The sequence below is a fragment of the Streptococcus sp. cx1 genome (genome assembly GCF_052384325.1).
GTDB lineage: Bacteria > Bacillota > Bacilli > Lactobacillales > Streptococcaceae > Streptococcus > Streptococcus salivarius_G.
The window spans coordinates 1-23,871 of record NZ_JBQSUN010000008.1 but is presented as its reverse complement, the minus strand read 5'-3'; the positions used below and the strand labels follow the sequence as shown (position 1 = coordinate 23,871).

Here is a 23,871-nt window from a genome sequence, read left to right as displayed (position 1 = left end):
CTTAGGCTATGAAATAGCCAAGCAATCTTAGTACATTACATCTTCTCTTCCAATGTTACATCTGGATATTTATCCGCAAACCAACGGAGGGCAAAGTCATTTTCAAAGAGAAATACTGGTTGGTCAAAGCGGTCTTTAGCCAAGATATTTCGGCTTGATGACATGCGTTCATCAAGGTCCTCAGGTTGGATCCAACGCACAGTCTTTTTACCCATTGGTGTCATAACAACTTCAGCATTGTATTCATTTTCCATACGATGTTTGAAGACTTCAAACTGAAGTTGACCAACGGCACCAAGCATATATTCGCCTGTTTGGTAGTTGGTGTAGAGCTGGATAGCTCCTTCTTGCACCAATTGTTCAATTCCTTTGTGGAAGGACTTCTGTTTCATGACGTTTTTAGCAGAAACTTTCATGAACAACTCTGGCGTAAAGGTTGGTAGTGGCTCAAATTCAAATTTGTTTTTACCTACAGTAAGGGTATCACCAACCTGGTAAGTTCCTGTATCGTAAACCCCGATAATATCTCCAGCCACGGCATTTTCGACATTTTCACGAGATTCGGCCATGAACTGAGTGACGTTAGAGAGCTTAGCTCCTTTACCAGTACGGGTTAGGTTAACACTCATACCACGCTCGAATTCACCAGACACGATACGAACAAAGGCAATACGGTCACGGTGACGTGGGTCCATGTTGGCTTGGATTTTGAAAACAAAACCAGAGAAATCCTTGTTAAGAGGATCAATCTCATCACCATCAACTGTCTTGTGGCCATGTGGTTCTGGCGCAAATTTAAGGAAGGTATCGAGGAAGGTTTGAACCCCAAAGTTAGTAAGGGCAGAACCGAAGAAGACCGGTGTCAGTTCACCAGCTAAAATCGCTTCCTCAGAGAATTCATTACCCGCTTCTGTCAAGAGTTCAATATCTTCTTTAGCTTGCTCATAGAATGGGTTGTTGGCAAAAAGAGTATCACCATCTTCAATCTTGGCAAAGCGCTCGTCACCTTTATAGAGCTCCAAGCGTTCATTATAGAGGTCATAAAGTCCTTCGAAGGCTTTACCCATACCGATAGGCCAGTTCATTGGGTAGCTAGCAATACCAAGCACTTCTTCCAACTCTTCCAAGAGGTCAAGTGGCTCACGTCCATCACGGTCCAATTTATTCATGAAGGTGAAGACAGGAATCCCACGGTGTTTGACAACTTCGAAAAGTTTTTTGGTTTGGGCCTCAATACCTTTGGCTGAGTCAACGACCATGACGGCAGCGTCAACCGCCATAAGGGTACGGTAGGTATCTTCTGAGAAGTCCTCGTGCCCTGGGGTATCTAGGATATTGACACGTTTGCCGGCATAGTCAAACTGCATCACAGATGAGGTTACTGAGATACCACGTTGTTTCTCAATATCCATCCAGTCTGATTTAGCAAAGTTTCCAGTTTTCTTACCTTTTACAGTACCAGCTTCACGGATTTCACCCCCAAAGTAAAGCAATTGTTCAGTGATTGTTGTTTTACCAGCATCGGGGTGAGAGATGATGGCAAAAGTACGGCGTTTTTTGATTTCGTCTTGGATACTCATAGTTTTCTTTCTTCTTTGAAAATAATCTTTTTGTTACTTTTCCTTAGTGGTATGGATGTCAGCAGCTTCTTTGTAAATCTCAGAAACTCCATGTCCCAGAGCTACTAATAGCAATAGGTTTTTTACCAGAACGAAAAGCAAGATCGTTGTAGCACTTCTTTCAGAAAATTTCTGTCTTTTGAAAGCTACATTTGTTGTCGAGGCTTGCGATAATTCTCGCAGGCACAGCTCTTTTATTATATCCAAATTACAGTGTGAAAGCAATTCTGAAAGCGTTTTGTGTTAGAATAAAACAAATAAAATGAAAAAACACGCTATCAACTTTCTGATAGCGTGTTTCTTCATTTATTTAATATTTGTCTTCAAAATGCTCCAGACCTTTTTTCATGATTATCATGAGAATAATCAGAGCTCCTGAAACGGCAAGATATTTGACAAATAAGGGAGTTCCCATAATAAATGGCGTGTGTTTAAGCATGCCGTAGTTTCCACCGATAGTCTGATTAACTATTACCAAAGCTAGATTCAATAATAAGGTAGCCACCACAATCAGCCACTGGCTGATGGGATGAGTTTTATAACTATTAAAAATGACATTCAGGCTATTGACCAGTAGGGCATAGTGGCCAATTAGGAAAGAAAAGCCTGTGATATGAGGAAACTCATAGGGATCAAATACTGGATAAATCAATGCACAGTAAGTCCCGACAACTCCCATAATAGCGAAATAGCTCTTTATCTTACTATTTTTCAAGAGGAGAACAGCAAACATGGCCATGCGGCAATGGTAAAGGGGGAGACTAATATAAAGAGGAAAGCCCTGCCAGAGGTACCAAGTGTATAGGGCAAAGAGTTGAATGGCTTGGATAATGAGAAAGGTCCAACGCCATATATTATTCTTATACCAACGCCAGCTCAAGTAACTCAGAAGTACCATTGACAAAAGCATAAGCAAATAATAGGGCAAAGGTATCTGGGGTGGATGAGTTTGGGTGGTTGTCAAAAATTCCTTCATTCTCTTCTCCTGCTGAAATTACTATGCCTGCTATTATATCAAATTTCAGGGTAAAGCAAAAACCTGCTTGAAGAGCAGGTTAGAGAACTTAATCCTTAGCTTGGAGTTCTTCCACGACCTTGGCTAGGTTCATAGAGTTAGAGCCCTTGAGCAAGATTTGATCGTGCTCGCCTAGGCTTTCTTTGATTTGTTTGACCATAGCGTCAAATTGGTCTTCGTCAGCTGTTTTCTTGAAATAATAAACATGACCAAGAGGGAACATTTGACTAGCAAGTTGTGATAATTCTGCAATGTCTTCACCGTAGAAAATCACCGTATCAATAGCATCTGGTGTCAGACTTAGAATCATCTGTGTGTGAAGTTGAACAGACTGTTCACCGAGTTCTTTCATATCAGCTAGGACAGCAATTTTCTTGCCTCCTTCATTCTTAGGAATGTCTGAGAAGGTCTCCAAAATGAGCTTCATGGCTGTTGGATTGGCATTGTAGACATCTGAAAGGATGTCGGCACCGTTAGCTGCTTTTTTCCATTCAGTACGGTTCTTTGTAAGCTGCAAGTTAGCAAGAGCTGAGAGGATATTTTCCTCAGTTACACCCAAGTGTTTTGCGACATAGGCAGCAACCATGGCATTTGTGGCATTGTATTTTCCAGTGACTGGCAAGGTAACTTGTCCGTCTAGGAAGTTTGTTGAGAAGGTGAGGTGATCCTTGAATTCTGTTAACTCAGAGACTGTAAGATCTGCACCATCTCCAAAGCGTACCACGTCAAGATTGCTTGGCAAGAATGGATCGACGATAGGATCACTAGGTACAAGCAAGAGGCTACCATCAGGCATACCGTCTTGCATTTGCATTTTACCTTGAGCAATCTTGTCACGGCTACCAAAGAATTCCAAATGAGCCTCTCCGATTAAGGTAACAACAGCTGTTTTTGGCTTCGCCAAGGTTGACAAGAGGTGAATGTCTCCCATGTGGTCTTGCCCCATCTCAAGGACGATTTTCTCCGTATCATCAGGCATGTGTAGGGCAGTATAAGGAAGACCAATCTCATTGTTGTAATTCCCTTGGGTCTTGTAAGTACGATAGGTTGTGGCCAAGATATCATGAATCATGTCCTTGGTCGTTGTCTTACCGTTAGAACCAGTCACCGCAATAACGTCAACACCAGTCTTTTCAAGATAGTAGGCAGCCAGTTTTTGGAAGGCTTCAAGAGCATCATCAACTAGGATATGGGCTTGATCAGCCGATAATTCTTTTTCTGTGAATGTCGCTAGAGCACCATTGTCAAAGGCTGTTTGGATAAAATCATGTCCATCACGCGCACCTTTGAGCGGCAAAAAGAGGTCGCCCGCTGTAATCTTACGGCTATCAAACTCAATTTGGTTAATGGCAACATCTTCATAGGCTGTGACATCATTTTTAGCGCCAACAACCTTGGCAATTTCATGGAGTGTCAGTTTCATCTTAAAATCCTCTATTTTATTTTTACAAGTCTGGCAAGAAAAAAGATTTTCTTGCCCGCAATCACTCCCAATTATATCACAAATCAGGCTAGCTTTTGCTTGGGAGATGAATTTGTTACAATGGTTGATGAGAGGATTAGGCATGACAAAGAAAAAATTAATCACTCTCTCTAAAGGAGAGGAAAATATAAATAGCGACTGCCAAAGTATTGAGGAACCTAAAGGATGGCGGTTTGATTGGAGAAAGATAATCCCACTAGAGCCAACATCTGAATTGATTATCTTAGTGCTACTAGCACTGCTTTATGGTGGATTTTATTATTATGATCATTATACAGTCAATGAAGATAACATATATGGTCTCTGGCAGTCTAATCATCATAAGTTAGCGATTTCCTATAAGCATATTCGGAAACGAGGAAATATCGACTGGCAAGTCGTACAGGATGGTAAATATATTATCTATGCTGCTAGAACTCGCCCGATCAAGCGTCTTAATGACGGGACTCTTCACATGGAGCTCTACACTGTGGAAGGCTACCTGACAGACCTCCCCACCAAGGACGGCTTCAGCTATATGGATTTCTATCTTCGCAAAAATAATTATCTTACCTATGACGGTGAGTCCTACAAGCGTATCAATTCTGGAAACAAGACTATTACTTGGAAAGATGGTTCTACCAGCCCTTATGGTGAACGGAAAACCAACCTATCTACAATTGTTCAAACTATCTATCGTGGAATTCTGGGACTGGGCTTCTTTCTTGTTATTTTAGAGGCTCGGCAAAAGAGGAAAGAAAAACTCAATGAGACACCAAACAAACAGAAAATACGCTGACCGAAAGAAACTCAATCGAAAGTATCAGTCACGAAAAGCATATCGAAAAGAACAAAAATGTAAAACGGGATGGCGAGCACGCTGGGATAAATTTACAGACCGTTTAGCTAACATTTTGGGGATAGGTTTCCTAATCATCTTACCTATATTCATTATCTATGTTATTTTCTTTGATCATAACGTATATAAAGACAGTATCTATGGTCTGTGGCAATCTGAAAATCATCAGCTTGCCATATCATATGAAGATGGTTCAAAGGGAAGTAAGCGTGATTGGGATATTGTTCAAGATGGAAATGTCCTTATTAAAGATGCACGCGTTGATGATATTAAACGCTTCAAGGATGGCACCCTCTATATTGAAGTTTACGCTGAGGAAAGTCTGTTTTCAGACCTTCCCACAAAGAACGGCTACAACTATTTGAATATGTATGTCCGTAAAGACAATTACTTGACCTATGATGGCGAATCCTACAAACGGGTTGATGATGAAAACAAGAGTATTACCTGGAACGATGGTTCAAAATCCCTTTATGGTCAACGAATAACCTTGTTTGATCGTCTGAAACCTTATATCGTATTTGGAATTATTGGTTCTATGATTTTGTATGCCATTTTTGTCGATTGGCGAATAAAAAGAAATCTAAAAAGGAAAAATAGGTTAAATGAGGCATCAAATAAAGAAAAAATATAGTGATCAACAGGAAATTGATAGAAAAGATCATTCACAAAATGAATATCGAAGAACACAAAAGTACAAAACTGGATGGCGAGCACGTTGGGGTAAATTCAAAGACCGTTTAGTCAAGATTTTGAGGATTTGTTTTCTATTCATGGTACCTATAGTCACCATCTATCTTAGATGCTTTTATGATGGTATCAGTGAAAATAGTATCTACGGGCTATGGCAGTCTGAAAATCACAAGCTTGCTATTTCCTATAACGAAGGAGGAAAAAGTCGTAAGTACGATTGGGAAATTATACAAGATGGAAAACTCCTTATCAAAAATGCTCGAACTCAGAAAATTAAAGGTCTTAAAGATGGAACCATCTACATTGAAGTTTACGCCAAGGAAAGTCTGTTCTCAGACCTTCCCACAAAGAACGGCCATAACTATTTGAATATGTATGTACGGAAGGATCATTATTTGACTTATAATGGTGAGTCCTACAAAAGGATTGATGATAGGGACAAAACCATTACTTGGAAAGATGGCTCTACCTCGGTCTATGGTGAACGCAAAACTTTTTTTGATTATATTGAACCATTTCTTTTTTGGGGAATGATGGGAGCCCTTTTCTTGTCATGTATTGTCATTTGTTGGAGAAACATAAAAAGCAAAAAGTGAGAAAAAAATCACCCTAAAACAAGAAAAACCATCCCTGCTTCTAGCTAAGCTAAATAGCCACGGGGTGGGTTTTTATTCTTATTAAGCAAGACTCGCCTCTTACGAAGGCTGTCAGTCTTATTTCACTTCGCCACCTTCAACCACGAGGTCATCAGCTTTAGCTGCATCACCGTAAGTTGGACGAAGTGTTTTTTCATAATCTTTGTGGAAGAAATTCTCTTTACCAAGTTTCTTAATGTCTTTATTGATAAAGTCAAGGAGTTCTTTGTTACCTTTTTGAACGGCTGGGGCAATGGTATCTGGGTTACCAAGTGATGTGATTCCTACTTCATAACCTTTATTTTCTAGAGCCCAAGCAAGAACTTCTGTATTATCAGTTGAGAAGGCATCGCCACGACCATCAAGGAGGGCTTGGTAAGCATCGCTATATTGGTCATACTTTTGCAATTTGATATTTGGGTAGTTCTTTTCAAAGTAAGTTTCAGCAGTTGTTCCCTTAGTAACAATCAAAGTCTTACCTTCAAGCTCTTTAACGTCCTTAATGACCTTGTCTTTAGGTGACACCACACCGATTGAGACTTTCATGTAAGGAAGGGCGAAGTCCACTTGTTTCTTACGTTCATCAGTTACTGTAAAGTTGGCAAGGGTAATATCTACCTTATTTGAAATCAAGAATTCTGCACGGTTGGCCGCATCTACTGAGACGTATTTAGGTTTAACACCCAAATCTTTGGCCAAACGGTTCCCAAGTTCAATATCGTAACCTTGGTAAGCACCCTTGTTATCTACATAACCGAAAGGTTTCTTGTCCGCAAAGACGGCGATACGGAGTTCACCACTCTTCTTAATTTCTTCGATGGTACGTGCTTTGGCTGTTGATTTACCAGAGCTACTGTTACTTGAGCAAGCAGTCACTGCCACCAAGGCAAAGACGAGGGCTAATAGGGCAAAAATTTTCTTTGTTAATTTCATAAATATCTCCTAAAATATTATATTTTCACTAAAAACAATGGGTTACAAATAGGCACCAAACTTACTGAAGTCAAAGACATTGAGGAACTCTTGAGCTCGCTGTGTCTTTGGATGATTGAAGAATTCTTCAGCAGTACCTTCCTCAGCGATGACTCCCTTATCCATAAAGATAATACGGTCAGCGATAGCACGCGCAAACTGAAGCTCATGGGTCACGATCAACATGGTCCGTCCTTCTTGAGCGAGGTCGTTAATCAATTCCAGAACCTCACGAACCATCTCAGGGTCAAGCGAAGCCGTCACCTCGTCAAAGAGGATAACTTCAGGATGCATGAGCAGGGAACGAACAATGGCCACACGCTGCTTTTGACCACCTGACAGTTGTCGTGCGAAGCTATGCTTCTTGTCCAGAAGTCCCACACGATTCAAAAGTTTCTCAGCCTCCGCAATGACTTCTTCCTTATTACGCCCTTGAGCTTTGACCGGCCCCAAAATCAGATTTTGCAGGATGTCCAAGTGTGGAAAGAGGTCATAACTTTGAAAGACCATTCCGATTTTCTGGCGAATCAAGTGGAAATCCTTCTTACTGCCAGTGATAGACTTGCCATCAAGGAGAATGTCGCCTCCTTGAATCGTCTCCAAGCCATTGATGCAACGTAGCAAGGTCGATTTCCCACAACCTGAGGAACCCAGGATAACAACGACTTCACCTTGTTTAACATCCAAGGAGATGCCTTTGAGAATCTCATTGTCCCCAAAGGACTTTTTCAAATCCTTGATTTGTAAAATGCTTTCTGTCATCTTAATTCCTCCAACGATTTTCAAGATAAGTAGACAGCTTAGATACTGGGTAACAAATGGCAAAATAAAGAATCAAAATCGTGCCATAAATCCAGAAAGAAGCTGTTGGAATAGTCAGGCGGTTACTGTCGATAATCTGCTGACCAACCTTGGTCACCTCAACCACGCCAATCAAAACCACCAAGGACGTCGTCTTAATCATCCGTGTCACCAGGTTAATAGCCTGAGGCAACAAGCGACGCAAGACTTGTGGAATAATCACATAGGTATAGAGTTGCCCATTGGTCAAGCCAAGGGCCCTTCCGCTCTCAAACTGGTGTCTAGGTAGCGACGTGATTGACCCACGCACCAAATCACCCATCTCAGCCGTTCCCCAAAGGGTAAAGACGATAATAGCCGATAGCTCGCCTGAGATATTGATGTTAAAGTTCCTAGCCAGACCAAAATAAACAATAAAGAGCAAGACCAACTGGGGCATGATACGAATAAATTCCAGATAAATACGTGACAAGAAACGAATAATCTTAGACTTCGAAGTCATGACAATCCCAAAAAGTGTTCCTAGTAAAAGGGACAGAAGAACCGAGACGATGGAAATTCCAATAGTTACGCCTAAACCTTGTAAGATACGTAGGAAATTATTCCCCTGAAGAAGAACCTGAAAGCCCGAATCCTGCATAGCGTAACCTCCTTTCAATCCAACTAAAGACTAGAGAAATCGGCAGCAACATCAAGAGATAAGCCACCACCAACATACCTAGAGCTACATCGGTTTCGTAGTAAAGACCAATCAAATCCTTGGCCACATACATCAAATCCGCCAAGGCTACCGCTGAGAATACTGACGTTTCCTTGATAAGGAAGATGACGTTAGCACTAAATGACGGAAGCGACACAGCCACTGCCTGAGGAAGGACCACATAGCGAAAGACTTGGAATGGCGTCAAACCAATAGACAACCCCACTTCATGCTGGGTCTCACTAACAGCCTCTAGGCCACTTCGGAAGGACTCCGCCATGTAGGAACCACCCAAGAAAATCAAACCTACCACAGCACAAGCCTCTGACGATAGAACCAAACCTATACGAGGCAAGCCAAAGTAGAGAAAGAAAAGCTGAATCAAGAGCGGCGTATTACGAGATAACTCAATATAAGCCGTCGAAAGCTGACTCAAAATCGGCACTCGGTAATGACGAATAACACTCACCACCAAGCCCAAAAGGAAGGAACCAAGAATCCCCAGAACGGCAATATGTAAAGTTAAAAAGAATGCCTTCTGATAAAAGGGCAAATACTGTTGAACAATGGACCAGTCCAAAACTTACCTCCTCATTTAAGATACAAAAGGCGTGTAAAATTCCGTAAAACAAATAGGAAACTGACGACGTGTGCTGGCACACTAGGAAGTCTATCTTTTGTTCTAGGAATTTAGCCTATGTTCAATTCTACAAGATACAAAGGGCGTGTAAAATTTCGTCAACACTTGCTGACTGCCATCTACTTCTAGCCCTTTGACCTTCACTCGCCTCTGATAATCATCGCGATACGCAAATCTTCATCAAACACGAACGAATTGCTTTATTTCATTTGAAACGTTAGATTTATTCTACCACCTGTTAGATTATTTGGATAATATGTATTTTTTATCGAGGTGATAAAGAAAAGATATAAATAAAATCTGGATTTCTGTAAAGAAAAAACACCTCAGTCTCAGAAATTTCTCCGAGACTAAGATGTCTGTTTTCTAAATCATATTTCTTAAATCAAATGGCTTTCACGTTTGTCGAACATTTCTTGTCCCAAGGCTACCAATTCCTTGATAAGGTCTGAGTAAGAAAGTCCCATATTTTCCCAAAGAAGTGGGTACATAGACCATTGGGTGAAACCTGGCATAGTGTTGAGCTCGTTAAGGTAGATGGCTCCATCCTCTGTCAGGAAGAAATCACAGCGGGCAAGACCGCAACCACCGAGGGCACGGAAGGCCTTGGCCGCATAGGCACGCATTTGCGTCATGACTTCTGCAGGCACGTGAGCTGGGATGTCCATGGTGATTTTATTGTCAATGTACTTGGCTTGGTAATCATAGAAAGCCACGTCTTTAACTACTTCACCTGGATCTGTCGTCTTGACAGTCGTATTGCCAAGGATACCAACCTCGATTTCACGAGCAACCACACCTTGCTCGATCAAGATACGGCTATCATATTTGAGAGCCAGATCAATCGCTGCACGAAGCTCTGCTTCATTTTCAGCTTTAGAAATCCCAACAGATGACCCCATGTTAGCAGGTTTGACGAACACTGGGAAGGTCAATTTTTCAAGCGTCTCTGCTACTGCTACTTCCAAATCTTCACCCTCGATGAAGACTGTGTAGGCAACCTGAGGCACACCAGCAACTTCAAGAATGTGCTTGGTCATAATCTTGTCCATAGCCACACTTGATGAAAGAACATTGGTACCCACGTATGGCAACTTGAGGGTTTCGAGGAAACCTTGGATAGAACCATCCTCACCCATAGGACCATGAAGAACCGGGAATACCACAGCGCCTTCTTCATAAAAATCGCTTGGTTTGATAGCCTGACTAGCCACAACTGTGTCATTAGTCATAAGCTTCTCGTCATCACCTGGTGTTTCTGTAAATTCTTGTGTTTTGATAAAATCACCAGACTGAGTGATAAAGTAGGTTTTAACCTCAAATGCGCTGTAATCCACCGCACGCATAACGCTCTCAGCTGAGAGCACAGACACTTCACGTTCTGCTGAACGTCCACCGTAGAGAAGGATAAGGGTTTGTTTAGACATAGGTATACCGTTTTCTTTTCTTGATTTTCTATTCTCAATTTTGAGAACATAATTACCTTAATCATATCACAAAAGGAAGGGATTTTCAAAAAGATTATAGGCAGAAAAAAACAGCCTAAGAGCTGTTTCATTCCTGTCTTAAATTTCGTCACCAAGTTCGAACTTAGTACCTTTGAGGGCACGTTTGAGAGACCACTTCCATGGTTTCCCTTCGATAGTGACTTGTTTGTTTTCGAGGTCAACTTGAACCTTGTCTACGCCTTTGACAGCAGAGAGTTTTTCGGTAACGGTGTTGACACAACCTTGGCATTTCATTCCTGTAATCTTATATGTTTTTGTCATTTTTCTTTCTTCCTTTTCTTTAATTGTTTTTTTTGATACACAGCTTAGCTTAAGTGGCGGGAGTTATAAGTAACTGACACTTAGACTTTGCGGCGTTTGAGTCGCAGAGCATTGGGAACGACGGAGACAGAGCTAAAGCTCATGGCCAGTCCTGCTATCATTGGGTCAAGAAGCGGACCACCAAAGAGGTGGAGGACACCCATGGCCACTGGGACAGACAGGATATTGTAGATAAAGGCCCAGAAGAGGTTCTCTTTAATCGTTGTGATAGTTGCTTGACTGATTTTCAGAGCCTTAACGACATCCATGAGATTTGGTTTCATAAGGACCATATCGGCACTTTCCATGGCAATATCTGTCCCTGAACCCATGGCAATACCGATATCAGCAGTCGCAAGGGCTGGGGCATCATTGATACCATCACCAACCATAATGACTGATTTTCCTTCTGCTTGCAGGTCACTAATCACTCTAGATTTTTCTTGCGGAAGCACTTGACTGATGACACGTTTGATACCAACCTTTTGGGCAATAGCTTGAGCTGTTTGGTCATTATCCCCAGTCAACATGATGACTTCCTTGCCCATTTGATGAAGAGCTGCCACCATATCTGCACTGTCTGCTTTAACCTGATCGGCTACACCGAAGAGTCCGATTAACTTGCCATCTTCAGCCAAGAAAATCGGTGTCTGACCATCGGCTGTCAAGCTTTGGAAATCAGCTTGTGCTGAAGTCAAGTCGACTTTTTCATCAGCCATAAGGGTTTGATTCCCAGCTAGATAAGTTTTTCCTGCATAGCTTGCAGTTAGTCCTCGTCCAGTCAAACTTGAGAAATTGTCCATCTCTAACAAGTCCAAGTTAGCATTTTCTGCTGCCACAAGGATGGCTTGACCCAAAGGGTGTTCAGACTTGGCTTCCAAGGATGCCAAAAGCTGCAAGGCTACTCCGCTATCTCCATAAGTATAGCTAGAAACGAGCTGAGGTTTACCCTGAGTAATGGTTCCTGTCTTGTCAAAAACGAGGACATCAGCCTTGTGAGCTAACTCGAGCACATCCCCACGCTTGTAGAGAATACCGTGTTCTGCACCAAGCCCTGTACCAACCATGATGGCTGTCGGTGTCGCAAGTCCCAAAGCACATGGACAAGCAATAACCAAGACGCTAACTGCTACTGTCATAGCGAATGTAAAGGTTTGTCCCATGACAAAGTACCAGAAGAGGCCAGATACAAGAGCAATAGCCATAACAACGGGAACAAAGACCGCTGACACCTGATCAGCAATCTTAGCAATCGGTGCCTTAGTTTGTTGGGCATCCTCAACCAATTTGATGATTTGGGAAAGCAAGGTGTCCTTACCAATCTTTTCCGCCTCATAAATCAGACTACCTTGACCATTAATAGAACCTGCAAATACTGGTTTACCAGCTGATTTTTCAATAGGCAGTGACTCACCTGTAAGCATACTCTCATCAATGGCAGAGCTACCAGAAATCACTCGCCCATCCACGGCTATCTTTTCCCCAGGTTTGACCACAATATGGTCACCAAGAACAACCTTATCCACAGGAAGCTTGACTTCCTTACCATCACGAAGGACAGTTGCTTCCTTGGCTGACAAGTGCATGAGTTTCTTGATAGCTTCTGAAGTTCGACCCTTAGAGAGGGTTTCAAAGTACTTACCTAGAGTAATCAGGGTCAAGATAACAGCCACTGACTCAAAATAAAGTTGGTGGGCGTGATGTGCATGCCCCAATGAAATGTGGTAAGTACCATAGAGACTATAAAGAAAGGCTGCCGACGTTGCCAAGGCTACCAAGGCATCCATGTTTGGGTGACCTTTGAGCAAGGTACGAAAACCATTACTATAGAAAGAACGGCCCAACCACATGACGGGCACTGTCAAAACTAGTAGCACCAAGGCATAAGTCAAAGCTGCATGATGAGGAGACAAGAAGTTTGGCACAGGTAGACCGACCATTGGCCCCATAGCTAGATAAAAGAGAGGAATGGTGAAGACTGATGACCAAATGAGACGCTCACGCACCTTGTGAATCTTGTCTTCTTCACGTTCTTCCTGACTTTTGGCTGTATCTGGATTGTAGACTTCGGCTTCATAACCAGCGTCAGCCACAGCCTTTTCAATAGCTTCTGGACTGACCTTATCCCCAGCATAATCCACAGACATTTTTTCGGTGGTTAGGTTAACCACAGCCTTGTCCACACCATCCAACTTATTAACAGCATTTTCAACGTTGGCTACACAGGATGCACAGGTCATCCCATTAACCACAAAGGTTTCTTTTGCCATTTCCTATATCACCTCCATATGATGCCCACAAGCACATTGGCCAGGCACACAGTCACACACCACCTGATCCACAGGTTCTTTTGCTAGAAGCAAGGCCTGCAGCTTATCCACATCAGCTTGAGTCATCGGCGTCTTCTCGATGAGTTGACCCAACAAGTCGCTGTGTTTGGTCAGGCAAATCTTATCAAAAACAGCCTCTAAAGCTTGAAAATTCGCTTCATCTTCCCCCAAGCTAGCTTGATAGATAAAGCCTCGTCCTTGACGCTGACTAGTTAGGTAACCCTTGTCCGCCAAACGTCCAAGCAAGGTCTTAACTGTCGAAGCCGACCAGTCTAGCTTCTTAGCTAGAATCGCTATAATCTCTGAAGAAGTCGCCTGCCCCTTAGCCCAGAGCACTCGCATGACTTCCCATTCCGCAGATGAAATTGTCAGCATGATAGCTCCTTTCTGAATGTTGTTGTTCGTTTACGTTTGTAGATTTATTTTAACGCTATCATGAAAACGTGTCAAGGGTTTTGTTTACATTTGTAGATTTATTTTGTTTAAAAATTCCAAGATCACTTCAAGGACCTTGGAAGACTTTCATTATCTTAGGCAAAAAATTATGCCTTTGGATTTTTCTGATACAGTTTAGTCATAAGCATTATTCCCAAAACGAGTATAATGACTGGAAGACTGTATCCTAAATAAATCGTAGTGACCTGCAGACCTCTCTTGATAAGCATACCACTAACAAATACAACAATCCCTGTCAAAACCTGATTCAAGACTTCGATTTTCAAATAAAGATTGTTGAGCTGTAGAGGATTCAACTTCTCCTGCAGGTAAACATTTTGCGAGATTCCAGATATCGTTTGGCCAACTGCTAAAAAGATATAGCTAAGCAAAACAGTCGGTAGATTAGGTACGAATGGAAAGACGACAACATAACCCAAATAGACAAGAGAGCCTAACAAGTAAACGGTCATAGGGGAGTATTTAGTGAGACTTTTGAAAGATAGAATTGAACTCGTTGCTAGAAAGGCAATGGCCAAGAAGGACAGAGAGAAAGAATAGGCCTGACTAGAAATACCGACATCTTTGGTCAGGAAGATAACTTCATAAGCATCATATAAGACACCCACTGACTGTAAGAGTATAGTCATCATAACCATCTTAAGGACGACACTCTGCCTTCCAAAAATAGAAATACCTTGACTGGAAGAAACCTCCTCTTCTGATTCATTCTCACGGTCAAAAATGATTGGTCCCAGTTTAAACAATAAGAGGGTTGCAAGTAGAGTTAGCACACTATAGACCAAAAACAGGCTCCCTAAATCAAGGCTTCCCCAAAGACCAACTATCATAGGTGCTAAGAAATAGGAAGCTGACCCAATCATGGTATAGGTACTGTTAAACTTTTGCAAGTTGGCTTTTTTAACAATCACAGGCACCGCTGAGGACAACAAACTGTTAAAGTAGGTTGTCAGCACTTCAGTCAGAACCACCAAAGCAAATACAAAAATACTGCCCATGGCAAGATAGATCAAAGCCAAACAAACTGCCTTAAGCAACTCAATACCAATCAAAACATATTTTTTATTTGTGATTTTTCCTACAAATTGATGTCCCACATTGGCAAGAATCCCTCCTAAGAATTTGGCAATCCACAGCCCTAAGACATAGTCCACCGAGATTTTAGAAAAGATAATGCTCAGTGCTATCGCATAGCCATACTCGATAATCAGTGACAAAAACCTATTTAGGAAAATAATTCTGGAATTGTTGTTAAACATTAGCGATTTCTAAACCTTTTCTTTTTCATTGTCCTTATTGTAACACTGAACATACTAGCCTTCAATAAGCACTGACAACTTGACCAACGCATTAGAAAAACACCTCCTAAGAGGTGCCACACTTTACTAAGATAAGACTGAGTTAACGAGGCTACGTCCAAAATCCCTGCCTTCAACATACAAAAATTTAAACATATCAGGGTAAATAACAGCCAAACAAATAATCATAAAGAGTATTGCTAGAGCTTTCTTGTGTGATACAAAGAATGAAGAAATATAATCAATCATGTTCAGAGATACCTTCTCTTCCTTACTTTTTTAGCTCTAAATAAACTATAAAATCATTCTATAGTTTTCGAAAAGAAAAAAATAGTGACATTTATGTCACTAAAAAGGCTTATTCATTCGATACGAGATATACAAAAGCTGATTACGAGCTTAACTCTCAACTCAAGCCCTTGTAGAAATACAAGGCACCAACCAAAAGGAAAATCAGTGCATAATGATTCTCTCCCCGATAGAAGAATAGTAAGGCTCCTATTAAGAAACAGACCCCTAGTATTACCCTCAATGATACTTTCATGTGTCTACCTTCTTTCTATAAGTAAGATGAAAATAAAAACAAGAGATATATTTAATTCGCTACAATCCACCCATATTATAAGCTTGATAACTAAGAAAATCAAATTGTCCCAAAGAATGATTTGATAAAAAATACTCCCCATTTCTGGAGAGTAGCATCTGCTATTTTTCAAAGTGTGAACCGAATGTAACAAATTCAGCGACTTCTTCTTCCTTACCGTCGTGGAGGTCACGGACAATTTTTGATCCCACGATAACACCGTCTGACACAGCGTTAAAACGTTTGATGTCTTCCTCTGTTGATACACCAAAACCTGTAAGCACTGGAATATCAGCATGGGCAGTCAAGTTAGCCAAGTGTTTGTCAAGGTCATCACGGTAATTACCAGTCTTACCAGTAACACCATTGATGGCAACGGCGTAGATAAAACCTTCTGCTCCATCAATCAACTGTTTCTGACGGTCAATACCTGTAGTCAAGCTTACCAAAGGCACGAGAGCAATATCACTGTCTTTCAAATATGGGGTAATAAAGTCAGCGTGTTCATCTGGCAAATCAGGAATAATGAGCCCCTTGACAGATGTCTCTGCCAAGTCCTTAACAAAGGCTTCAATACCATATTGATAAACTGGGTTGATGTAGGTCATGATAACCAAAGGAACCTGCGTTTTTTGTTCCTGAAGCTTCTTGATAATAGCGGTCAAAGTCACATCTTTAGCCAAACTACGCTGTCCTGCTAGTTCAATAACGGGACCATCGGCCACAGGGTCTGACCATGGAATACCCACCTCAATAGCTGAGACACCACTATTTTCCAAGAGAGCGATAGTCTCAAAGAGCCCGTCTAGACCTTTAGCGTGGTCACCAGCCATGATATAAGGTACGAAAATACCGCGTTTACTGTCTTTGATAGCTTGTAGGTGTTTTGTTAGTGTTTTTGTCATGGTTTATTTCCCTTCTGCTTCAGCTTCGAAACGTTCTTTAACCTGCATAACGTCCTTGTCCCCACGACCTGAGAGGCAGACAATGAGGCTTTGGTCTGGCGACATCTTAGCTGCCACTTTTTGCGCAAGCGCAATGGCATGGCTAGACTCAAGGGCAGGGATAATACCTTCTAAACGTGACAGAAGTTTGAAGCCTTCGAGAGCTTCTTCATCTGTGATAGAGTCGTAAGTCGCACGTCCAATTTCGTTGAAATAAGAGTGCTCAGGACCAACCCCTGGGTAGTCCAGACCAGCTGAGATAGAGAAGGCTTCCATGATTTGACCATGAGCATCTTGGAGAACATCCATAAGCGCTCCGTGAAGAATACCTGGACGGCCTTTGGCAAAGGTTGCGGCATGTTTTTCAGTATCAAGCCCCAAACCAGAAGCCTCAGCACCATACATGGCTACTGATTTATCATTAACAAATGGGTAGAACATACCGATAGCATTTGAACCACCACCGATACAAGCCATTACAGCATCAGGCAATTTACCGCCAGAAATCTCTGCATATTGGCGCTTGGCCTCACGACCGATGACAGATTGGAAGTCACGAACAATTTCTGGGAATGGTGCAGGACCAAGGGCAGAACCCATGATGTAGTGCGTATCCTCGATACCTGCAACCCAAGCACGAAGGGCTGCATTTACAGCGTCCTTAAGTACGCGCGAACCATCTGTTACGCTAAATACCTTGGCACCAAGCAATTCCATACGGAAAACGTTAAGCGCCTGACGTTTAACATCTTCTTCACCCATATAGATTGTACAGTCCATGTCGAAAAGGGCTGCGGCTGTTGCTGTTGCAACACCGTGTTGACCCGCACCAGTTTCGGCGATGATTTTCTTCTTGCCCATACGTTTGGCAAGCAAGACTTGACCAAGGGCATTGTTAATCTTGTGGGCACCTGTGTGGTTAAGGTCCTCACGTTTAAGATAAATTTGCGCTCCACCGATATGATCAGTCAAACGTTTGGCGTGGTAAAGTGGCGTCTCACGTCCCACATAGTTTTTGAGGAGGTCATCCAATTCCGCTTGGAAACTTGGGTCTTCCTTGGCTTCACGATAGGCCTTGTCCAATTCAATAACGGCTGTCATCAGCGTTTCTGGAACGAACTGACCACCGAATTTTCCGTAAAATCCTTTTGCATCAGGTTGTTGATATGTCATGCTTTCACTCTTTCTATAAATGCTTTAATCTTGTCTAAATCTTTGTGACCATCTGTCTCGACACCTGAGGAAACATCTAAGGCATAGGGGTGGAAAGTCTCCTTGGCCTCTGCCACATTGTCCACAGTTAAGCCACCAGCGATGAAATAATCCTGCTCAATCTGCTTATCAGCCAAAAGCTGCCAGTCAAAAGTCTGACCGCTACCAGCAATGGGAGCATCAAAGAGAAGATAATCCGCCTGGCTCTTGACTTGAGAATCACTATCTGAAATCTGAATAGCTCGAATAACTGGTACTGAAATCTTTGGAATCAGGTCTTCATCAAAAGTTCCATGAATCTGAACGATATCTAAGGGAACCTGACCAATTGCTTCTTCCAGTTCCTCAAGACTTGGTGAAACAAAGACACCAACGATTTTTGTCTGACCAGTCACCCCTTTAGCCAGCTCGCGAGCTTGTTCAAGACTCACTTGACGCTTGCTCTTGGCGAACACAAAGCCAATGTAGTCAGCACCTGCTTCAACTGCAGTTGCCACTGCTTCTGGTGTCGATAGTCCACAAATTTTAACCTTTGTCAATTTGCAACTCCTTGACCTTTTCAGCCACATTTTCAGCTGTCATAAGGGCAGTTCCTACTAGAATCCCATTAAAATATGGGGCAATTAAGGCAGCATCCTGACCTGTAAAAATAGCCGACTCAGAAATATAAACAGGCTTGTCCTTGAAATGCGTTGATAACTCAAGACTGGTGTTGATATCTGTCTCAAAAGTGACCAAATTACGGTTGTTAACGCCGATAATCTCAGCACCAATACGATGAGCAACTTCCAATTCTGGCAGATTATGCGTTTCAACCAAGACTTCCAAGCCAAGGCTTGTCGCAAAATCGTAGAGCTCCTTGAGGCGAGCCTCTGGCAAGGCGGCTACAATCAAGAGAATGACTGTCGCACCCGCATTACGACTACGCACAATCTGTTTCTCATCAATAATGAAGTCCTTAGCCAAGGTTGGAATAGCCACCTGTGACGAAATTTCTTTCAAATAGGAAATATCACCCTTGAAGAAAACCTCATCTGTCAAAACAGAAATCATGGCTGCACCATTTTCTTCATAGGTCTTGGCCTGAGCCACAATATCCACATCTAGGTTAATATCACCCATACTTGGACTAGCTTTTTTCACTTCAGAAATAATTTGCAGCTTGTTTTGATTTGACTTGAGAAAATCATAAAGACGATAGGTCTGACGTAAGGGCTGCAAGTCTTCCATGACCAACTGGGCCACTTCTTTTTCTTTTTGTTCTAAGATTGTTGGGAGAAAGGCTTTACTCATACTTGTACCTCTTGGAGTTGGCGAAGTTTCTCTAGGGCTGAGCCGTCCGCAATCAATTGACGAGCAAGCTCAACACCTTCCTTAATAGTCTCAACCTTACCATTGGCAAAGAAGCCTAGACCTGCATTAAGCACTGTTGTTTCAAGATAAGGACTAGCTTCATTTTTCAAGACACTAAGGAGAATCTCTGCATTTTCCTTGGCATCGCCACCTGTGATGTCAGACAACTCAACCTTTTCCATACCCAAATCTTCATAAGTGAAAGTGTGCTGGCTGATGTGACCATCTTCCAAAAGGGTGTAGGTGTTAGTGCCATAGAGGGCAGCTTCGTCCATATTGTCAGGACCTGTGATAATAACCGCACGTTTACGTCCCAACTGTTGAATAGCATTAGCAACAATCTCCTGCAATTCCACACGATAGAGCCCCATGAGTTGTGTCTCAAGGTCAAGTGGATTAGCCAGTGGCCCAACCAAGTTCATAATCGTTGGAATCCCAAGAGCTTGGCGAGCTGGACCGATAAAACGCATAGCTGGGTGCATGGTTTGGGCAAAGATAAAGGCCAAACCAACCTCGTCAAGTGCTTTAGATAGGGTTTCTGGTGATGCCGCAACGTTGATTCCAAGGGCTTCAAGGACGTCTGCCGAACCAGATTTAGAGGAAATCGAACGGTTACCAGCCTTGGCCATACGGATACCACCCGCTGCTAGGACAAAGCAAACAGTAGTCGAAATGTTAAAGCTATAAGACTGGTCCCCACCAGTTCCACAGTTACACATAGCATCCGTGAAAGTCTCAGGCAAGGCAGTCGCATGTGATTTGAGGGCACGCACGATACCTGTGATTTCATCTGCTGTTTCCCCCTTAGTCTTAAGCCCCATAAGGAAGGCAGCGATTTGGCTTTCTGAGACTTCATTTTTGAGAATACGGTCAAAGACTGCTTGGACTTGATCTTGAGACAAGTCTTGGCGGTTTGAGATTTGTAGGAATATTTCTTTCATATCTGTTTTCCTTTAAAAAACTGTTCAATGTTATCTGATGCACGCGAGAGGTTTTGAGCGTAGACAAATCTAGTCCAAAGACTATCCAACTAGCCTGCAACGATTTTTACGAAATTTTCAACCATCTTAAGCCCATCTGGACTTCCGATACTTTCTGGGTGATATTGCAAACCGTAAATAGGTAGCTCCTTATGTTGAATGGCCATGATTTCTTGATCATCAGTTGTAATAGCTGTCACATCAAAGCCCTCTGGCATTTGGTCAACAACAATAGAATGGTAACGCATGATTGGGACATCATTGTCGATATCCTTGAAAATAGGTGATGGCGTTTCAAAAGTGATGTTACTTTGTTTCCCATGCATGACATTCTTAGCCAAGCCAAGTTTACCGCCAAAAGTTTCCGCAATAGCCTGATGCCCCAAGCAAATCCCCATCATCGGTTTTTTACCAGCGAAATCCTTAATCAAGGCTTCCATTTTACCCGCATCAGCCGGCCAACCTGGACCTGGTGAAAAAACAAGCCCATCAGCTTTTTCCGCCTCTTCATAGAGGGTCTCATCATCGTTACGCAAGACCTTTACCTCTGTAAATGTCCCTAGGTATTGTGCCAAATTATAGGTAAAAGAGTCATAGTTATCAACTAATAAAATCATTGGGCATCTCCTATTCTTGTCATAGCTTTCGCCTTGTTAATCGTTTCGTAAAATTCATTTTCAGGAACACTATCGTAAACAACACCTGCACCTGCTTGAACATAGGCTTTTTGATTTTTGAGAATCATAGTACGGATGGCAATGGCAAAGTCCATATCTCCTGTCGCAGACAGATAACCAATAGCTCCCGCATAAATACCACGTTTTTCCTGCTCAAGCTCATAGATACGACGCATGGCACGAATCTTAGGTGCTCCTGATACGGTTCCAGCTGGTAGGGTTGATTTAAGTGCATCAAGTGCTGTCAATTCCAGCAAGAGTTGCCCCTTAACCACACTAGTAAGGTGCATCACATAGCGGAAATACTCAACTTCCATATACTTGGTCACCTTGACTGTACCATTTTTAGCAATCTTACCAATATCATTACGTCCCAAGTCAACCAACATACGGTGTTCCGCAGTTTCTTTGACATCATGTGAGAGTTCATCTGCCAAAGCAGCATCTTCAGCCTCATTGGCACCACGAGGGCGAGTTCCAGCAATCGGATTGGTTACCACCTCTCCATTCTTCACTGAAACCAAACTCTCTGGACTAGCACCAATCACCTGATAGTCTCCAAAATCGTAGAAATAAAGATAGTTTGATGGGTTGGTCACACGCAAGTTACGGTAGTAATCTAAAGGATCTCCCTCAAAGTCCGCTGAAAAACGTTGGCTAAGCACACATTGGAACATATCTCCCTCACGAATAAGTTTCTTGGCCTTACCCACCATATCCATGAAGACTTCTTTTTCGATATGATTTGAAAATTGCAAGGCTTGCAAGGCCTGAGGTGTAAACTCGTTTGGTGCCTGAGTCTGGAGATTGGTTACCACCTGACCAAGAGCTTGACGCACCGCATCGTTGTCACGACCAGAGTAGATATTGTCCTCAACCACATATACCTTTTCCTTCTTATGGTCAAAAATCAAATAAGACTCATAGATGAAGAAATGCATATCAGGTGTCCCAATCGTATCTTCTGGAATCTCACCGATATTTTCATAGAGACCAATCATGTCATAGCCTGCAAACCCGATAGCACCACCTGCGAAAGGTAGGTCAGACTTGATGCCCTTGACTGTTACTTGGTCCAAGTATTCGAAAGGATCTTGATCAATCGCCTTACCATTTTCATAAAGAACACCATCCTTGAAGGTTACTTCAAAGACCGGATTGTAGGCAACAATAGAAAAACGTGCATTTTCCTTCTCACGAGGAATAGATTCAAGGATAACCTTGTGTTCCCCCTGAACACGCATATAAGCCAAGATTGGTGTTAAGGTATCGGCTGGTAAAATTTTTCTCATAATATTTCCTTTCAAACTGGTTTATCGAGAGTAATAAGACTGATGCAAGGCTCCTTTATAGGATGTATTGGCACCATATTATTCTTTGTTCACTTTCTCTTCCAAAGCAATAAATGCTTTAATCATGCTTCTCCAAACACTTTCAGCCACATCTGGAGATAAGCCAAGCTCTAGTGCCTCCTTACGACGGTTTGCTATCACTCGAGCAACACGATCACTAGCCTGGACAGCAACCTTGTCTCCCTTGGGTTTAAGCCGTCCTGCCTTTTCCACAAGTATTTGACGTTGGGCCAATAGTCGAAGCAACTGTCTGTCAATATTATCAATGTCCATTCGAATATCGCTTAATGCATCCATAAATACCCAACCTTTCATTGAATAATGAAATAACACTTCTTTAAAGATAAAAGTAAACAAAAAACCTCACAGAGAAAAACTCTGTGAGGGCATTAAATCTAGTTTAACACGGTACCACCTCAGTTAATGGTCTCCAAAAAAACGACCATCATCTCTATCTCCTCTAACAAGGAGTTGCACGGTAAGGGGTGCCAACCGAGAAGGATATGTATTACCTTCTCATTATCATCCAATCAGCCCAATGTTCGCTCATCTCGATTACCTACTCACAATCACCGCAGGCTCCCTGAAAATCTAAGACCAGTTACTTTCTGATTTACTAACTATTGTACTCCTTTTTAGAGAGATGTCAAGAATTTTCTGTTAATTTTGACAATTCCTCCCTTATAAGATTCGTCTATACCTAATTCAGAGAGCGAGATAGTCTTGTCGTCACACTTTACAAAGTCAAAACCACCCGTGAGAACGGGTGGCTTGCTCTTCGGCTGAAAGCCTCTGCTACCGGCCGAGGCCTAAAGGCCTACCGAATGGTTTCCCTTCAGCACCACCTTTGCTAGCTGACCCGTCTAGCGGGTCTCTTTAAGATTACTTTCTTTTATTCTTCTCACCTGTAAACGGATCATATTCCTCAAAAAGACTGAGCTGATCTGCTATCACGTCTTCTTGTAATTGATTACGAATATATTCTTCAATTCGCTTCTGATTTCGCCCAACCGTATCAACATAAAAGCCTCGACACCAAAATTTGCGATTCCCATATTTATACTTTAAATTAGCATGTCGGTCGAATATCATTAAGCTACTTTTACCCTTTAAATATCCCATAAATGAAGAAATACTTAGTTTCGGTGGTATACTCACTAACATGTGAATATGATCTGGGCAAGCTTCTGCTTCATGAATTTCAACACCTTTTCTTTCACATAATAACCGTAAGATTTGACCAATACTTGCTTTGTATTTCCCATAAATTATCTGACGTCTATATTTTGGGGCGAAAACAATATGATACTTACAATTCCATGTAGTATGTGCTAAACTATTATTATCCTGTCTCATCAGGGGTCCTCCTTTTGTATATTAGTTAGTGGTCGGGAAACCTTATCTAATATAACACTTTAGGGGGACTTTTTTGATACATCGCTAAAAGCTTTTCGGAACCACTAGCACAGCTAGTGGTTTTCG

25 protein-coding genes are annotated in these 23,871 nt (G+C 42.1%); 3 read left to right on the top strand and 22 right to left on the bottom strand.

The annotated features are described in order from the left end of the window. Positions 1-35: 35 nt before the first annotated feature. The 3 genes from ACT170_RS09825 to ACT170_RS09815 all read right to left on the bottom strand — a co-directional run bounded on the left by ACT170_RS09825 (position 36) and on the right by ACT170_RS09815 (position 4,057). A complete protein-coding gene (locus ACT170_RS09825) occupies positions 36-1,580 on the bottom strand; it encodes a peptide chain release factor 3 (protein WP_002884210.1) in 1,545 nt (514 codons plus the stop codon). Between the two features lie 349 nt (positions 1,581-1,929). Then, complete coding sequence (locus ACT170_RS09820) at positions 1,930-2,595, bottom strand: YwaF family protein (RefSeq protein ID WP_179968991.1); 666 nt, start codon at positions 2,593-2,595, stop codon at positions 1,930-1,932. 88 nt (positions 2,596-2,683) lie between these two features. After that, the gene (locus ACT170_RS09815) at positions 2,684-4,057 is read right to left on the bottom strand and encodes a UDP-N-acetylmuramoyl-tripeptide--D-alanyl-D-alanine ligase (protein WP_179968992.1); all 1,374 of its coding nucleotides are present in this window, start codon (positions 4,055-4,057) and stop codon (positions 2,684-2,686) included. Positions 4,058-4,199: 142 nt separating this feature from the next. Between ACT170_RS09815 and ACT170_RS09810 the strand changes: the two genes are divergently transcribed. Genes ACT170_RS09810 through ACT170_RS09800 form a run of 3 tightly spaced genes read left to right on the top strand, consistent with a single transcriptional unit; the run spans position 4,200 to position 6,244 of the window. After that, positions 4,200-4,895, top strand: a complete 696-nt coding sequence (locus tag ACT170_RS09810; protein WP_148512909.1) for a hypothetical protein — start codon at positions 4,200-4,202, stop codon at positions 4,893-4,895. Beyond that, complete coding sequence (locus tag ACT170_RS09805) at positions 4,864-5,589, top strand: hypothetical protein (RefSeq protein WP_444818265.1); 726 nt, start codon at positions 4,864-4,866, stop codon at positions 5,587-5,589. The genes ACT170_RS09810 and ACT170_RS09805 overlap by 32 nt, the downstream gene beginning before the upstream one ends. Beyond that, on the top strand, positions 5,561-6,244 hold the full coding sequence (locus tag ACT170_RS09800) for a hypothetical protein (protein ID WP_022496123.1): 684 nt from the start codon (positions 5,561-5,563) through the stop codon (positions 6,242-6,244). The genes ACT170_RS09805 and ACT170_RS09800 overlap by 29 nt, the downstream gene beginning before the upstream one ends. Before the next feature lie 117 nt (positions 6,245-6,361). On the opposite strand, the gene ACT170_RS09795 is transcribed toward ACT170_RS09800, so the two are convergent. The 19 genes from ACT170_RS09795 to tnpA all read right to left on the bottom strand — a co-directional run bounded on the left by ACT170_RS09795 (position 6,362) and on the right by tnpA (position 23,745). Beyond that, entirely contained in the window at positions 6,362-7,216 is an 855-nt protein-coding gene (locus ACT170_RS09795) for a cysteine ABC transporter substrate-binding protein (protein ID WP_002884332.1), read from the bottom strand. 42 nt (positions 7,217-7,258) lie between these two features. Then, the gene (locus ACT170_RS09790; protein ID WP_022496122.1) at positions 7,259-8,017 is read right to left on the bottom strand and encodes an amino acid ABC transporter ATP-binding protein; all 759 of its coding nucleotides are present in this window, start codon (positions 8,015-8,017) and stop codon (positions 7,259-7,261) included. A gap of 1 nt (position 8,018) precedes the next feature. After that, positions 8,019-8,696, bottom strand: coding sequence for an amino acid ABC transporter permease (locus ACT170_RS09785; protein WP_022496121.1), 678 nt, complete (start codon positions 8,694-8,696; stop codon positions 8,019-8,021). Then, a complete protein-coding gene (locus ACT170_RS09780; RefSeq protein ID WP_444818264.1) occupies positions 8,656-9,336 on the bottom strand; it encodes an amino acid ABC transporter permease in 681 nt (226 codons plus the stop codon). Before ACT170_RS09780 ends, ACT170_RS09785 begins: the two co-directional genes overlap by 41 nt. 440 nt (positions 9,337-9,776) lie before the next feature. Then, positions 9,777-10,823: a D-alanine--D-alanine ligase gene (locus tag ACT170_RS09775; protein WP_179968994.1), complete on the bottom strand. Its 1,047-nt coding sequence runs from the start codon at positions 10,821-10,823 to the stop codon at positions 9,777-9,779. A 138-nt stretch (positions 10,824-10,961) separates the two neighbouring features. Then, entirely contained in the window at positions 10,962-11,165 is a 204-nt protein-coding gene (copZ, locus tag ACT170_RS09770) for a copper chaperone CopZ (protein WP_002884431.1), read from the bottom strand. A gap of 80 nt (positions 11,166-11,245) precedes the next feature. Next, positions 11,246-13,474, bottom strand: coding sequence for a heavy metal translocating P-type ATPase (locus tag ACT170_RS09765; RefSeq protein ID WP_444818263.1), 2,229 nt, complete (start codon positions 13,472-13,474; stop codon positions 11,246-11,248). A gap of 3 nt (positions 13,475-13,477) precedes the next feature. Next, a complete protein-coding gene (locus tag ACT170_RS09760; protein WP_004183215.1) occupies positions 13,478-13,909 on the bottom strand; it encodes a CopY/TcrY family copper transport repressor in 432 nt (143 codons plus the stop codon). A gap of 167 nt (positions 13,910-14,076) precedes the next feature. Continuing rightward, on the bottom strand, positions 14,077-15,207 hold the full coding sequence (locus tag ACT170_RS09755) for an MFS transporter (protein WP_230310999.1): 1,131 nt from the start codon (positions 15,205-15,207) through the stop codon (positions 14,077-14,079). A 487-nt stretch (positions 15,208-15,694) separates the two neighbouring features. Beyond that, positions 15,695-15,832 (bottom strand): YrhK family protein, encoded by a 138-nt coding sequence (locus ACT170_RS09750; protein WP_173018408.1) that lies wholly within the window; start codon positions 15,830-15,832, stop codon positions 15,695-15,697. A 161-nt stretch (positions 15,833-15,993) separates the two neighbouring features. Beyond that, positions 15,994-16,776 (bottom strand): tryptophan synthase subunit alpha, encoded by a 783-nt coding sequence (gene trpA / locus ACT170_RS09745; protein WP_070437788.1) that lies wholly within the window; start codon positions 16,774-16,776, stop codon positions 15,994-15,996. Between the two features lie 3 nt (positions 16,777-16,779). Beyond that, on the bottom strand, positions 16,780-17,988 hold the full coding sequence (gene trpB, locus ACT170_RS09740) for a tryptophan synthase subunit beta (RefSeq protein ID WP_037604058.1): 1,209 nt from the start codon (positions 17,986-17,988) through the stop codon (positions 16,780-16,782). Beyond that, positions 17,985-18,566, bottom strand: a complete 582-nt coding sequence (locus tag ACT170_RS09735; protein ID WP_037611884.1) for a phosphoribosylanthranilate isomerase — start codon at positions 18,564-18,566, stop codon at positions 17,985-17,987. The genes trpB and ACT170_RS09735 overlap by 4 nt, the downstream gene beginning before the upstream one ends. Continuing rightward, entirely contained in the window at positions 18,553-19,320 is a 768-nt protein-coding gene (trpC, locus tag ACT170_RS09730) for an indole-3-glycerol phosphate synthase TrpC (protein WP_022496113.1), read from the bottom strand. Before trpC ends, ACT170_RS09735 begins: the two co-directional genes overlap by 14 nt. Then, a complete protein-coding gene (gene trpD / locus ACT170_RS09725; protein ID WP_037604060.1) occupies positions 19,317-20,321 on the bottom strand; it encodes an anthranilate phosphoribosyltransferase in 1,005 nt (334 codons plus the stop codon). The genes trpC and trpD overlap by 4 nt, the downstream gene beginning before the upstream one ends. A gap of 89 nt (positions 20,322-20,410) precedes the next feature. Then, a complete protein-coding gene (locus ACT170_RS09720) occupies positions 20,411-20,977 on the bottom strand; it encodes an aminodeoxychorismate/anthranilate synthase component II (RefSeq protein ID WP_013991050.1) in 567 nt (188 codons plus the stop codon). Then, entirely contained in the window at positions 20,974-22,329 is a 1,356-nt protein-coding gene (gene trpE, locus ACT170_RS09715; protein WP_368404454.1) for an anthranilate synthase component I, read from the bottom strand. The genes ACT170_RS09720 and trpE overlap by 4 nt, the downstream gene beginning before the upstream one ends. 78 nt (positions 22,330-22,407) lie before the next feature. Further along, positions 22,408-22,686, bottom strand: a complete 279-nt coding sequence (locus ACT170_RS09710; RefSeq protein WP_048790367.1) for a chorismate mutase — start codon at positions 22,684-22,686, stop codon at positions 22,408-22,410. A gap of 585 nt (positions 22,687-23,271) precedes the next feature. Beyond that, entirely contained in the window at positions 23,272-23,745 is a 474-nt protein-coding gene (gene tnpA, locus ACT170_RS09705; RefSeq protein ID WP_002891962.1) for an IS200/IS605 family transposase, read from the bottom strand. Between the last annotated feature and the right edge of the window lie 126 nt (positions 23,746-23,871).